Genomic DNA, 14687 nt, shown 5'->3' on the forward strand with positions numbered 1-14687 from the left:
ACCTGTACATCAACCGGATACTGCTGAGATTTAAGTGAAAAACTCACCAAAAAAAGTAAGAAAACGTACAGGGGTTTGATGAGTTTCATGAAATTATTTTTGTTTAAAATCCGTGTGACAAAAATACGGTTTTTTTGGAAATAAATTGATTTTAACTTGTTAATTTAGTAGCTGTTCGTTTCAATATTTCGATGGTTTCGGACTGATTTTCAATGTATGACATATGTCCGCCATCAAGTAATGAATATGAAATTTGCAGATTTTCAGCCAGTGTAATCAGTTCTTTATGAGGGATTAATGCGTCATTTTTTCCGATTATGAAATGTACGGGAACGGAAAGTTTTTTAAGTACATCAGTTCGGTCGGGGCGTTCTTTCATTCCCAACGAAGCAGCTTTAATCCCTTGATTAGGTGTTTGTTGTGCAATTTCGATAATTTCTTCAATTTGTTTTTTCATCTGTGTTTTGTTTTCATCGCTAAACAAATTGGTTACTACATTGCGGATAAAAAATGTTTTGTCTTGCTCAACAGCCTCGATGACCCGCTCGCGATTGGTTTTCTTTTCATCGGAATCGGGTAGGGGAGTGGAGTTCATAAGTATAATTCCGTCAAGCAATTGCAGATATTTTTCGGCAAAAGCCAAAGTGACATATCCACCCATTGAATGCCCTATAAAGGTGGCTTTGTCTATTTTTTCACGTTTCAGGACAGAAAAAACAGCATCAGCCATCATTTCCATTGTGTGGATGTCAGCCATCGCAGGGGTTTTGCCGTGTCCGAGAAGGTCGGGGGCAATTAGTTTAAAATCGGTTTTGAGTGCCGAAATAGTGTCGTTCCAAACCTCGCAACTTTCTAAAAATCCGTGTAATAAAACCAAGGTTTTGCCTTGTCCGGCAGTTTTGTAAAATGAATTGTATTCCATCAGAAAAATTAAAGATTGTTTTTGCAAATATAGCTTTTTTCTGTAAGCATAAAAAAACGGGCTGCACTTTTGATGTGTAACCCGTTTGATTATCAATTAGTAGTTAGTATGAAAGCTGAATTTTGCTAAAATAATTTTGCTGACAGAGTGAACAACAAACTGCTTTGTGAGGCTGAAATTTTTGCAGGTGTGGTCAAAACAGTTTCGTACATTTGATACATATAATCTTGTTTTGCAATGTCATACGAAACGTCTAATCGAATTCCGCCAAAGGAATAGCCTGCCCCGAAAGAATATCCGTTTAGGTCGCCCACGTATTTGACACTGCCTTTGTAAGGGCTTTGCTCGTAACGGATTCCGGCGCGTAAACTAAGTGCGTTGATTCGGTATTCGCCCCCCACGCGAATGCTTGATGTGTTGCCCAACATATCTTGAATAATTTTGTTTTCGCCTTTTAGGTTTTCAGATGAAAAGTTGATATTTTCGTAATTTTTATAGATATAATCAAAACTGATTAACCCTCTTTTCCCGAAAATATACGCAAGGCTTCCCGTCCACGAACCCGGTGTACGGAATTTGTATTTCCTTTCAAACCAAATTTCATCACCATACCGATTTAGTAAATCAACATCCTTATCTTCATTGATTTTCTTTTGTGTGTTGAATATTGATGCGTATAAGACCTCACGTGATTGTTCTTCAAGACTATACCACGTGGGAGAACTATAACTTATACCTAAACGAAATTGTTCATTGATTTTAGCAATACCTCCCAGTTGAAACGAAAATCCACTACCTGTGGTGTTAACTTTTGTTTGGTGATTGGCATACCTTACAAGGGATTTGTCTTCAAAATTATTTTCACTTAAACTGTACAACGAGTTGGTATAAACGGTATGAGAGTTAAGATTTAATCCTAAGTATATATTATCACCAAATTGTGAGGCAAAATTAAAGTTATATTTGTTAATTTGCCCATTACGAACAACCTCATATTTTTGTCGTCGGAAAACTCGGTCAGCATTCGCTATGTAGTTAGTTTCAGATGCGTTTGGGGAATTGGGGATAACCAGTTCAGTCTTAATTCCTAAATAGGCATTTCGGGCGTTTTGATTATCCAACCCTAAATAAAACTCACCAATACCACCTTGATTTGTTATAGGAAGATTCCCATCGGCAAACGTACTTAAAGGGAAACCGCTTCCGTTATTATTTCCATTTTGAGCAAAATGATGAAAATAATTGTCTAGACCAATATTAGTTTCCCCAAAATAAACTAATCCTGAGTTTTTTAAATTTTTGGATTGTTGGAAGTTAAAACCAAAACTGATCTTCTTCCAATTGGTTGAAACATTGGGTACAACAAATACCATTCCAAACTGATTTACATCAAAATCAGAATCTTTATTGGTACTATTTTGATTTACGAATGATATATTTTTCTTATCTCGGTTATCTCTTATAGAGAAAGAAAGTTCCGTACCTGCAAATACGGCACTTCCGGCCGGATTTATATTCAAGGCAGAAAGGTCGCCCCCCAAAGCTCCAAAAGCACCACTCATCGCCTTGAAACGAGAACTTCCATTGAGGTCCTCCGTTGAATATCGTAGCGCGTCTGTATAATTTTGTGCTTGAATATTTGCTATATATAAAACACTGAATATAAATGGATATATAAATTTCTTCATATTTTTTCTTTTATTTATATTAAAAAAACGTTGTCATTTTTTATGTTATCGACGATTTGAACTTCGGTAGCTTCCTCCTCCTGAATTTCCACCATTTCCTGAATTATTGTATCCTCTGGATGTTCCGTTATCATAGCTTCTTCCAGAGTTGTTGTAGTTTCGATTCTCGTAACCTCGTGTAGGTAAATCGTTTCTTGAATTGTTATAATCGTAATTGTTGTTACGATTTCCATAATTGCCGGAACGATTTTCATAACCTCTTGATGGAGTTGTGTTTCTGTTGTAATATCCTTGTGAATTTCTTGAATTTTCGTAGTTATAGTAGCGGTTCGAGTCGCCTCTTCGTGAGTTGTCTCTGACGATGGCACGTCCCCTTCCTCCATAGTATTCACCATAACCCCGATTGTAAGAACCATTTGGAGAATAGTAATAATCTCTCGGATAGTATCTTCCTCCATAGTAAGGATAGTAATAACGAGGGTAATAGTTGCCGTAATATCCGTATCCGTAGTACGGATAATAGCCGTCATACCAGTTCCAATACGGGTTATAGTAATTTCCCCAACCTATTGAAATTCCCCAGTTTAGGTGATTTCTGTAATATGGATTATAGCGTTGGTAAGGATACCAAGCCCCGTAGCCCCAGTAGTGATTGTATCCGTAATAAGGAGCGTTCCAATAATTATCATACACGTTTACAGTTACTTGCGTAGCGTTACTTCCCCAGCCTCCATACGATTTTCCTTCGCCGGTGTTGTAATGGTCAGACGTGTAGGAATCAACGTCGGTGAAGTGGGTAAATTTACCGTCCGCATTGCTGTACTGTTGAGCTTTTTCTCTGAAATAATCTTGGTATCTGCTTGGAGAATAGGCGTTTCGTTGCGGAGGTTGTTCATAGTGTTCCACTACGGTAAAGCGCTCGGGCGGGCGTTCACCGTAAATCCCGTCGCTATAATAAGCGTAGTACGAGCCACACGATGCCAATAACATCGGTAAGGCAGCAATGGCAAAATATTTTGCCAATTTTCCTGAGAGTTTGTTATTTCTTTTCATAGTCAAATAAATTTTTTAATTAAAAAATACTATTTTGTTTGTCAGAAGCAGATTAGCACGTTTTTTTGCTAACTTTTTCTGTATTGAAATGCTTCTTGATTAAAAAAACACTTCACTTAAATAGCACAATATCTATGCCAAATCTTGTTTTTTTCATATTTATTTTGCGAGTAAATTCATAAAAAAGTGAAATTTTTACTTTTTATAGATTTAATCTGATTTTAAATAATTGATTTTTATCTTTCAACGCAATGATAGTGGATAGATACGCCTTGCAACACACAGGAGTTCCTTTTTACTATATGTATTGGCGAATAACAGACCATTCACAAACAAAAAATTTGAATGCTAAAAGACAGAAAATCGGACTTCCAACAGTGGAACAACAAGAATTTTGGAAAACGATTAATAGTCCGTAATATGTTGATTTTAAGTTGTTTTTTATGAAATTTCACATAAAAGTTGTGGTAATTGGCAAGTTTTTTATATTTTTGTCGTATAAAAAACAATCATTATGAGTGTAAAATCAATTATTCAGCAAAGTTTGCTCAACAGTGTTTCATATATAACGTATCGGAATACGATTGACGAATTTGCCAAAGAAGGCAAAACAAGTGGTGTTGAGCAAGATACAGAACGTGTTCATTATACGGCACTTAACGAAAAACGTTACAAGCGTTTGGACAAAAGCATTACCATTTCGGAAGAAAAAGCCACTTTTTTTAAAAACTTCCCGAAAAGCATTACCTTGCTTGCCATTACCGAATCGTGGTGCGGCGATGCGGCTCAAATTCTGCCTGTTGTCAATAAAATAACCGAACTGAATCCGAAAATCAATTTGAAATTGGTGTTCAGAGATGAAAATGAGGTACTTATGAACCAATTTTTAACCAATGGCGGAAAAGCCATTCCGGTGGTAATTTTCTTGGATTTAGATGATAATGTGCTGGCTTGGTGGGGTTCACGTCCGTCGGAAGCCACCAAAATGGTGGAAGACTATAAAGCCCAACACGGTAAATTAACCCCTGAATTTAAGGAAGAATTACAAAAATGGTACAACCAAGACAAGGGCAATACCATCGTTGATGATTTTATCAAAATATTAAATCAAATTTAATTTACTGAAATTACAATGATTTGATAATCAGCTCGGCAGTGTGTTTGCTTGCACCCACACCGCCGAGTTTTTTGCGTAATTCGGCATAGCCATTCTGTATTTGAACGCGATGTTGCTTGCTTAATAGTTTATTCAATTCGATTTTTAAATTTTTGGTATTCAATTCATTTTGAATTAGTTCCGTTACCACAGGCTTATCCATAATCAGATTTACCAATGAAATGTACTTCAAATTGATGATGCGTTTGGCGATTTGGTACGAAAGCCAATTTCCTTTGTAACACACCACTTCCGGAACGTTAAAAAGAGCTGTTTCTAAGGTTGCCGTTCCGCTGGTAACCAAGGCACAGGCGGCTACGGAAAGCAAATCGTATGTTTTTCCGCTTATAAAATACACATTTTCCGTGTTTATAAACGATTGGTAGAACGAAAAATCTTGTGAAGGAGCTCCGGCAATAACAAACTGATAATCAGGATAGCTGTCTGTTACCGAAAGCATTACCGAAAGCATTTTGGCAATTTCCTGTTTTCGGCTTCCGGGTAAAAGAGCGATGATGGGGCGTGAGTCAAGTCCGTTTTCTTTTTTGAAGGTAACTTCATCAATTTTAGTGTATTGTGCGATTGCATCAAGCAACGGATGCCCCACAAAATGAACGGGATATTGATGCTTCTTTTCATAAAAATCTTTTTCAAACGGCAAAATCACGTACATATGGTCAATGTCGCGTTTAATGTCTTTGATGCGGTTTTCTTTCCAAGCCCAAATTTGTGGCGAAATGTAATAATGCGTTTTAAATCCGACCTGTTTTGCCCATCGAGCAATGCGCATATTAAAGCCGGGGTAGTCTATAAATATCAAAAAATCAGGATTATACGTCTCGATGTCTTTCTTGCAAAATTTAATGTTCTTCAAAATGGTTCGCAAATTGGTAATCACTTCCCAGAAGCCCATAAACGCCAAATCGCGATAGTGCTTTACAAGCGTTCCACCGATTTGTTGCATTCGCTGACCACCCCAAAAACGAAAATCGGCTTGTGGGTCTTTTTCGGCAATAGATTTCATCAAATTGGCTCCGTGTAAATCACCTGAGGCTTCGCCTGCGATAATGTAATACTTCATTGCGTAAGAGAGGGTTAGGTTATTTTTTTCTTTTTAATTTTCTGTGTTAGTTTGCCTAGCCATTCAAACTGAAAAATGGTTTTGTCGGTGGCAACGCGTGAGGTTAAGTAAATGCCCAACGGTAACAAAATCAGCGTGGAAATCCACGGGGCAACAGCCGGATTTAAGGCGTTGTTTTCGGCAATGTTTTTCATAAATAATCCGATGAAATGGTACGACAGAAATAAAATCATCGCAGCCACTAAAGGCATTCCGATGCCTCCTTTCCGGATTAAAGCGCCCAACGGAGCCGCCACCAAAAACAATACAAGGCAACTTATGGTTAGGGCAAATTTATCGCTCCAATTGATAATGTGCAGATTCATAACTTTGTAGCGATATTCAACATCATTTTGTCGATATTCCAAGTTATCAAACTGATTTTGATTGCTGTTGATGGCGGTTTCAAAAACTTGGTCTCGCCTGCTTTTCTCAATCAAAAGCAACAAATCAGCCACGGAAGTTACCTTTTTTTGGGTATTTTTTGTGGTTTTTTCTTTATTATCAGTATTGAAATTCAGACTGGTAATACCGGTACGCCGAAACATACTGTTACCTTGGTCGGTAAGGTTTTGTTTAAAGTCTGACCGAAGCGAATCAATGGCGTAATGCAACTGCCCTACGTTCATCATTTTATAGGTTGTAACATCTGATTTTTGACTGAAATCCACCTTGTTAAGATGTGAAAGATCCAGATTTATGATGTATTTTTCAAAGTGCACCTTCGCAAACGGAAAACGTTGTTGCTGTGTGTAGTTTTGCGTTTTGATGTCTTCGTAATACGTGCCGTCTTTGAGTATAAGTTGCAGAAAATCACTGTTTTTTCCGCTTTTCAATTCGCCTTCTTTGGCGTTGATAACGGTGCGGTTTACTCTGTCGGGTGTTTTTTTGTGAATGATGATGTTTTCCAAAAATTCATCGTTTTCACCATATTTTTTTGCTACTTTGATGCTGATGTCTTCGCCTATGTCAGAAAAAATGCCTTCCGGAATAGCCATAGCGGGTTTTACTTTGGCAATATTTGCACGAAGCGTGTATACCTCACGGTAGGCAACAGGAATAATGTTGTTTACCAAAAAGAAAGTTATTCCACTTAAAATCAGCATAAAAACCAATAAAGGACGCATAATGCGCAAGAGCGAAATTCCGGAGGCTTTCATAGCGGCAAATTCATAATTTTCGGCAAAAGCGCCAAAGGTCATAATCGATGAAACCACCACAGCCAACGGCAAAATAATCGGGATTAATTGCGGAATGAAAAACAACAAAAACTTACCGATAATCCACAATTCCAAACCGCGCCCTGCCAGTTCGTCAATGTACGTCCAGATGGTATGAAAGACGAAAATCAGTATTAAAATGGCAAGCGTTCCTAAAAAGTTTTTCAGGAATTGCGTGAGTATGTATCGGTCTAAAATTTTCATTATCAATAAATTGATGTAATCAATTTTCAGTTTTTAAAGTTCAGAAATATAGTAACCTTCTTTTTTGTATTTTTCTTTATCAAACTTAAAAAGATTTGCCGAAATGGGTTGATTGGTTTTGAATGAATTTACGGTAATGGTGGTTTTGGTGTTGTTTTTACCGATTTCAATCAGGTTGTAAATGTGTTTGGTTTGTACATCAATGCCCAGCAGAATTTGCTTAACGTCGTTATTGTTTTTTTGTGGTTTTAGCTCAATGTATTGTATTTTTCTGCCACGTACATTTTGTTCAATATCCCATTTGTAGGAATATCCTTTTCGGTAAAACGTAAGCATTTTTGAAGGCGTAACAGCCCCTTCGTCATTTGAAGTTGCTTCAATCACAACTTCTTCATTTTCAGGGATTATGGTGTATGTTTTGTTCCCATCGTATATTTTAGTGGCGCCCAAATAGTTCAAAACATATTTGTCTTTTGCCAAGGTTACGTTCCCTTTGGTTTCTTGGTTTATTCTCTCAACAGGATTGTCTAAATTATATTTAAAATCAATGTAAATATTTTCATAGCCAATCATTTTGTTATACACTTGGTCGAGTAATTTTTTGGCTTTATCACTGTTTTGTGCATTGACTAAAAAAACAGATAAAGTGATGATTATGAGTGTTATTTTTTTCATTTCTGTTAGTTATTATTTTAATTTCTCACTATTACTATCAATAATCGTTCCAAAAATTTGAAATGCCTTAGTCATTTCCGTTTAGGAGTCTGTCAAGAGATACAATATCTTGAATAAGCACTTGTCGGGCTTTGCTTCCTTCAAACGGGCCTACCACACCGGCGTGTTCCAACTGGTCAATAAGGCGACCGGCACGGTTGTAACCCAATTTCAGTTTGCGTTGCAAAAGCGAAGCCGACCCTTGTTGTGCGTTGATAATCACCTCGGCAGCTTCTCTGAAAAGAGGGTCTCTGTCCGATGGGTCAAAATCCAAATCCATAGCTTCGCCCTCTCCACCTACATACTCAGGTAACAGATAGGCATCGGGATATGCTTTTTGATTGCCAATGTACTCGGTAATATGGTTTACTTCGGGCGTATCAACAAAGGCACACTGAATCCTAACCGGTTCATTTCCTTGTGTATAGAGCATATCGCCTCGCCCAATGAGCTGTTCGGCTCCTGAACCGTCCAAAATGGTTTTGGAATCAATTTTCGATGTAACACGGAAAGCAATCCGCGCAGGGAAGTTGGCTTTGATAATCCCCGTGATTACGTTCACCGACGGGCGTTGCGTGGCTATAATTAAGTGAATACCAATGGCTCGGGCAAGTTGTGCCAAACGGGCGATGGGCAACTCCACTTCTTTTCCGGCGGTCATAATAAGGTCGGCAAATTCATCTACAACCAACACGATGTAGGGCAAAAACCGATGTCCGTCATTGGGGTTGAGTTGTCGGGCTTTGAATTTAGCGTTGTACTCCTTGATGTTGCGCACCATTGCATTTTTCAGTAATTCATACCGGTTGTCCATTTCAATGCATAACGAGTTTAATGTGTTGACAACCTTTTTGTTATCGGTAATAATGGCGTCTTCGCTATCGGGTAGTTTCGCTAAGAAATGACGTTCTATTTTGTTAAACAGCGTAAGTTCAACTTTTTTAGGGTCTACCAATACAAATTTTACCTCAGCCGGATGTTTTTTATAAAGCAAAGATGTGAGCACCACGTTAAGCCCCACGGATTTTCCTTGTCCGGTAGCTCCTGCCATCAAAAGGTGCGGCATTTTGGTGAGGTCGGTTACAAAAGTTTCGTTGCTAATGGTTTTTCCGAAAGCAATAGGAAGCTCCATTTCAGCGTGTTGAAATCGGGGCGAGGTAATCATTGATCGCATAAAAACCGTAGATGGTTTTTTGTTAGGAACCTCAATACCAATGGTTCCCTTGCCCGGAATGGGAGCAATAATACGTATGCCCAGCGCCGCCAACGAAAGAGCAATGTCGTCTTCCAAGTTTTTGATTTTTGAAATGCGAATACCCGCTGCGGGAACAATTTCGTAGAGTGTTACGGTAGGTCCGATGGTGGCTTTTATTTGCGATATTTCAATTTTGTAATCTTTCAGCGTTTGAACGATGGTGTTTTTGTTTTCTTCAAGTTCTTCTTGATTGATAATGATGCCGTTATCTTTGGGTTCGTCCAACAGTTCCACCGAAGGAAAACGGTAATCGCTCAAATCCAAACGAGGGTCGTACTCGCCGTAATTTTCAACCAATTTTTGAGCTAACAATTCGGGGTCAATTTCTTCTGTTTTTGGTTTTTCTACCTCAAATTCAGGCTCATTGGCTGTGGGTTTGGTGATGAAAAACCCATCTTCAATTTCCGTTTCTTGTACGTTGGTTAAAAACGGAATTTCTTTCTTGTGAGTGAAAACATCTAATTTTTCAACTTCTTGTTTAGTAACAACTTCCTCTTTTTCAATTTTATTTTCAGGAAGTTCTTCCTCATCAAAAATACTTTTTTGAGTTTGTTTTTCGTTGGTTTTTACGGAGTTATTTTTTTCTTTTTTGAACTTGGCGGTTGCTTCTGAAAAAGATGTGGCTAATTTTTCAGGTGTTAAATTCGTCTTAAAAATAATGTAAATCACCACGAACAAAAACAAAAGGAGCGCCGTTCCAAATTTGCCCAAATAATCTTGTAAAAAATGGTTGATTTCAAAGCCCGACATCCCAGCCAGAATGCTTGCTTTGCCCGAGAAAAAGCCTAAGAAAGTGGCGATGAAAACCATCCAAATCATTCCCCAAAACCAGCGGTTAAGCAACGTCATTTTGAGGTTGAAAGCCAGTTTCAAACCCGAAAAAAAAGCCAACACGGCAGGGATAAACATCGCCATCCCAAAGCCTTTGTAAATGAAAAGATGCCCCAAGTATGCCCCGATTTTGCTGGTAAGGTTTTCGGCTTGTTCTTGCCGATTGCCAATGTTTGCCCAAACGCTTTGATCGGTTTGCCAAGTGAAGAAATAGGACACGAAGGTGATGATTAAAAAAAGAGAAATACCAATCAAAACAATACCGAAAACTAATCGGCGTTGTTTTGATTTATGTGATTGATTTTTAGTGAATTTATTGGCTTGTTTTTCTTTTTTCTGTCCCATTTAAAATATTGCAATTGAATGTTGAAATTGGAAAACTAAAAATTGAGAATGAAGCATTTTTCATTCCCAATTTTTAATTCCGTATCACGGAAGCCTTATTATTTCAGTACAGCTAAAACCGCGTTGTAATCAGGCTCGTTTGCTGTTTCGCTAACTTGTTCGGTATGAATAACTTTCCCGGTTTCGTCTAAAACAATAACTGCACGAGAAAGCAATCCTTTTAGTGCGCCGTCGGTAAACACAACGCCGTAGTTTTTTTCGAAATCGCCTCTGAAATCAGAAAGCATCGTTAAATTATTGATGCCTTCCGCACCGCAAAATCGGCCAAGGGCAAAAGGTAAATCTTTTGATATACAGACGATTTGCACATTTTGCAAACGGTCAGCTTCTTGATGAAATTTCCGAACCGAAGCAGCGCAGACACCCGTGTCAATGCTTGGGAAAATGTTCAAAACAACTCTTTTTCCGTTAAAATCGTTTAATGAAACTTCGGTCAAATCCGTTGAAACAGCCTTAAAATCAGGGGCTGTGGTGTTTGTTTTTGGGAGTTCACCCAAGGTGTTTACGTTTGTACCACGAAATGTGATTGTTGCCATAATGATTTTTCTTTTCTAATTAATGAATAGGGCAAAGGTACGCAAAAAACTTAAATATAAAAAAATGACCGCTAAAAAAATGTTATTTGAGTTTGTCAAATCCTTTTCCGTAAACGCCCATTACGGTGGCTTTAGTTACAAATGCCTCAGGGTCAATGCTTCCCACTAATCGGAAAATGGACGTGGCTTCGGTGCGGCGCGCAATGACAATAATCACTTTTTGAGGCGTTTGCGAGTACCAGCCGATGCCGTCAATAATGGTGCAACCGCGTTTGATTTCGGTGTTGATGTGTGTGGCAATTTCGTCGTAATGTTTTGAAAATATGAACAATTGCACCGATTGTCGGGCTCCGTTAATCACAATTTCAACCATTTGCCACATCAACGGAAGCAAAATCAAACCAAAGATGGTACGCTCCAATGTTTCTTTGTCGCCATCTAATATAAAATAAGAGGAGGTTACGATTAAAACATCAACGATGAGCAAAATTCGAGAGAGGCTGATGCGGTAATATTTTGTTACCAAGGCACCTATGATATCCGTTCCGCCGGTACTTCCGTTTACCGAAAAAACAAGTCCGAGCCCCGTTCCACAGAAAACGCCCCCAACGATGGTTGATAAAAATGGTTCGCTAACGGGTGGGTTTTCAGAGAAATAGGGTTGCAGATAGGTTTCGCCAAAGCTCAACATTAACGACAACAAACCGATGCCTACAAGGGTGCGAATCACATATTGCTTGCTCACGGCACGGAAAGCGATGGCGAGCAACACCCCGTTTACCACCAAATTCGTTTTCCAGAGTTCAATGTGGGTTACGTATTTAATGATGATTGAAATTCCTGAAAGTCCGCCGGTTACGATTCGGTTGGGAAGAATAAAACCCGTCAGCCCGATGGTAAACAACACCAGCCCGATGACGATTATCAAATAATCTTTTATGTAAAAAGATTTTAGGTATTTAATTCTGCTACTTGTTTTATTTTTAAGCATATCGTAAAAAATATTTTTTATTCAAATTGCGGGCAAAAGTATTGAATATTTTTCAATCAGAATAACTTCAAAAGTTATTTTTTTGCGGATTTTTCAAAAAAAATGAACTTGCCATTTTAAGGTTTTAATTTTAAAACGGAAATGAGCCCGAGCCACTCAACGAACTTTTTGAGAGCAGGCAGTTTTATTGAATAATAATTGTATATTTGTCGCCGTTTAAAAGTTTTATAGATGATTCTGACAGAAAATATTTGTAAAAAATACGGAGGACATACGGCACTCAACAACGTTTCAATAAGCATTCCGAAGGGTAGTATTTTTGGACTTTTAGGACCGAACGGGGCGGGAAAAACCTCCTTGATTCGCATACTTAATCAAATTACGTTTCCGGATTCGGGCAGCGTTTTTTTTGACGGTGAACCCTTGCAACCCAAGCACATAACTCAAATCGGGTATTTGCCCGAAGAGCGTGGGCTTTACAAAACGATGAAAGTGGGCGAGCAGGCGTTGTATTTGGCGCAACTTAAAGGACTTTCAAAAGAAACTGCCAAAGAACGACTCAAATTTTGGTTTGACCGGCTGCAAATAGGCGATTGGTGGAACAAAAAAGTGCAGGAACTTTCCAAAGGAATGGCGCAGAAAATCCAGTTTATGGTAACGGTGCTTCATCAGCCCAAATTGCTGATTTTTGACGAACCTTTCAGCGGATTTGACCCCATCAACGCCAATGTGATTAAAGATGAAATTCTGTACCTACGTGAACAAGGTGCGACTATTATCTTTTCAACGCATCGGATGGAATCGGTGGAAGAGCTTTGTGACCATATCGCATTGATTAACAAATCAGAAAAAATTCTCGACGGAAAACTATCAGACATCAAACGCGCTTTTAAAAGCAATATTTTTGAGGTGGGATTGCAAGCAAATGCCTCCGAGCAAGAGCGTTTGCTGGCGGATTTACGGCAACATTTTTCGGTGTCGCCGGCGCAGTTTAAAAGTTTGTATGACGGACTCAAACTCAACATTCAAATCGGTGCGGAACAATCATCAGGAGGCTTGTTGCAGTTTTTGAGCCAACGGGCTGAGGTGGTGCATTTTGTTGAAAAAATTCCGTCAGTTGATGAAATTTTTATACGTTCGGTAAATGCCAAAGCGTAACTCTCATTTTTCTGTTTATTAAATATCATTAAAAGCAAGTGTATGAAACATTTAGGACTCATAACTAAACGCGAATATTTGAACAAAGTGCGCAATAAATCGTTTATTGTGATGACTTTTGTCAGTCCGCTGATTATCATTGTTTTCGGCGTGTTGATAGGTTATTTAACGAAGGTGAACAACACCGGCAATGCCAAAAAAATTGCCGTTTTAGACCAAAGTTCGTATTTTGAAAATAGTTTTGAGAATACGGCTTCCACAGAGTTTTTCTTCTTGAAAAACAGTTCGGTAGATGAAGCCAAAACCATCGTGCAAGCTGAACAACTCTACGGGCTTTTACACATTCCGCCGGCAGATGCTGTCAATTGGTTTGAACGGATTGAATTTTTTAGCAACGAATCACCTAATATTTCGCTGTTGGGGCAACTTTCCGATGCCATTGAAAGCACGCTTTTTCAGCGTAATTTAACCGAAAAAGGAATTGACAAACAGCAAATTGACCAATCGAAAGTAAGCGTACATGTTTCGCTTCAAAATTTCAGCGGTGAAAAAAGTTCAGAACTTGAAGGGCTGGTTAAAATCGTTTTAGGCGGTTTGGCGGGTTACCTGATTTTTATGTTCATTATTATCTACGGAAACGGCATTATGCGCAGTGTTATTGAAGAAAAAACCAATCGGATTATTGAAATTATCATCTCGTCGGTAAAACCTTTCGAGTTGATGTTGGGCAAGATTTTCGGAGCATCGTTGGCGGGGATTACTCAATTTTTGATTTGGATGATTTTCGGCGGTTTGTTAATGACCATTTTAACCTCATTTTTAGGGGTTAATCCGGCATCGACCAACGAGGTGCTGGTGAGCAAAACCGGCTTGGATAAGTTCACGTCCGAAATTCTTTTGGCGTTTTTTAAATTTCCGTTTATGGAAATGTTTACCTCGTTTTTGTTGTACTTTGTCGGGGGGTATTTGTTGTACAGTTCGCTTTATGCCACTATTGGGGCGATGGTTGATAATGAAACGGATACGCAACAATTTTTGATGCCCGTTTTGATGCCGTTGATACTGGCGGTTTACGTGGGCTTTTTCACGGTGATTGAAGAACCGCACGGTACGGTTTCGGTGGTGTTGTCGTACGTTCCGTTTACTTCGCCGGTGGTAATGCTGATGCGCATTCCGTTTGGGGTAGCGTGGTGGGAAGTGTTGCTTTCGGTGTTGGTGCTTTACGGTTCGTTTTTGCTTGTGATAAAAATTGCCGCTAAAATTTACCGCATCGGTATTTTGATGTACGGGAAAAAAGCCACTTACAAAGAAGTTTGGAAATGGCTGAAATATTAACGAAATAATATCGCAATTATTTATGCTGAACTTGCCCGATGTTGTAAAACCGCATCAGGCAAGTTTTTTTTGACTCGTTATATCAACTATTTACGTCTT

At 38.7% G+C, this 14687-nt stretch carries 13 protein-coding genes; 4 read left to right on the top strand and 9 right to left on the bottom strand.

The features are described 5' to 3' along the window. Positions 1–151 precede the first annotated feature (151 nt). The 3 genes from Q4D72_RS03205 to Q4D72_RS03215 all read right to left on the bottom strand — a co-directional run bounded on the left by Q4D72_RS03205 (position 152) and on the right by Q4D72_RS03215 (position 3663). Complete coding sequence (locus Q4D72_RS03205; protein ID WP_303075979.1) at positions 152–922, bottom strand: alpha/beta fold hydrolase; 771 nt, start codon at positions 920–922, stop codon at positions 152–154. Positions 923–1047: 125 nt separating this feature from the next. Further along, positions 1048–2610, bottom strand: a complete 1563-nt coding sequence (locus tag Q4D72_RS03210) for an OmpP1/FadL family transporter (protein ID WP_303075980.1) — start codon at positions 2608–2610, stop codon at positions 1048–1050. 45 nt (positions 2611–2655) lie between these two features. Then, complete coding sequence (locus Q4D72_RS03215) at positions 2656–3663, bottom strand: hypothetical protein (RefSeq protein ID WP_303075981.1); 1008 nt, start codon at positions 3661–3663, stop codon at positions 2656–2658. A 251-nt stretch (positions 3664–3914) separates the two neighbouring features. Here Q4D72_RS03215 and Q4D72_RS03220 point away from each other — a divergent pair, with 251 nt between their 5' ends. Together Q4D72_RS03220 and Q4D72_RS03225 are read left to right on the top strand one after the other, a co-directional pair. Next, the gene (locus Q4D72_RS03220; protein WP_303075982.1) at positions 3915–4082 is read left to right on the top strand and encodes a hypothetical protein; all 168 of its coding nucleotides are present in this window, start codon (positions 3915–3917) and stop codon (positions 4080–4082) included. A 95-nt stretch (positions 4083–4177) separates the two neighbouring features. Beyond that, positions 4178–4780, top strand: coding sequence for a thioredoxin family protein (locus Q4D72_RS03225; protein WP_303075983.1), 603 nt, complete (start codon positions 4178–4180; stop codon positions 4778–4780). Positions 4781–4790: 10 nt separating this feature from the next. On the opposite strand, the gene lpxB is transcribed toward Q4D72_RS03225, so the two are convergent. From lpxB to Q4D72_RS03255, 6 genes are all read right to left on the bottom strand, one after another. Beyond that, entirely contained in the window at positions 4791–5900 is a 1110-nt protein-coding gene (lpxB, locus tag Q4D72_RS03230; protein WP_303075984.1) for a lipid-A-disaccharide synthase, read from the bottom strand. A gap of 14 nt (positions 5901–5914) precedes the next feature. Next, positions 5915–7363 (bottom strand): LptF/LptG family permease, encoded by a 1449-nt coding sequence (locus Q4D72_RS03235; protein ID WP_303075985.1) that lies wholly within the window; start codon positions 7361–7363, stop codon positions 5915–5917. A 33-nt stretch (positions 7364–7396) separates the two neighbouring features. Then, the gene (locus Q4D72_RS03240; protein ID WP_303075986.1) at positions 7397–8038 is read right to left on the bottom strand and encodes an outer membrane lipoprotein carrier protein LolA; all 642 of its coding nucleotides are present in this window, start codon (positions 8036–8038) and stop codon (positions 7397–7399) included. Positions 8039–8105: 67 nt separating this feature from the next. After that, positions 8106–10508, bottom strand: a complete 2403-nt coding sequence (locus Q4D72_RS03245) for a DNA translocase FtsK (protein ID WP_303075987.1) — start codon at positions 10506–10508, stop codon at positions 8106–8108. 98 nt (positions 10509–10606) lie between these two features. Further along, positions 10607–11104, bottom strand: coding sequence for a thiol peroxidase (gene tpx, locus Q4D72_RS03250; RefSeq protein ID WP_303075988.1), 498 nt, complete (start codon positions 11102–11104; stop codon positions 10607–10609). 82 nt (positions 11105–11186) lie between these two features. Further along, on the bottom strand, positions 11187–12095 hold the full coding sequence (locus tag Q4D72_RS03255; RefSeq protein WP_303075989.1) for a YitT family protein: 909 nt from the start codon (positions 12093–12095) through the stop codon (positions 11187–11189). 231 nt (positions 12096–12326) lie between these two features. Between Q4D72_RS03255 and Q4D72_RS03260 the strand changes: the two genes are divergently transcribed. Next, on the top strand, positions 12327–13253 hold the full coding sequence (locus Q4D72_RS03260; protein WP_303075990.1) for an ABC transporter ATP-binding protein: 927 nt from the start codon (positions 12327–12329) through the stop codon (positions 13251–13253). Between the two features lie 42 nt (positions 13254–13295). After that, a complete protein-coding gene (locus Q4D72_RS03265; protein ID WP_303075991.1) occupies positions 13296–14588 on the top strand; it encodes an ABC transporter permease in 1293 nt (430 codons plus the stop codon). The last annotated feature ends 99 nt before the right edge of the window (positions 14589–14687 follow it).

This window comes from Capnocytophaga sp., from assembly GCF_030532915.1.
In the GTDB taxonomy this organism is placed as follows: domain Bacteria; phylum Bacteroidota; class Bacteroidia; order Flavobacteriales; family Flavobacteriaceae; genus Capnocytophaga.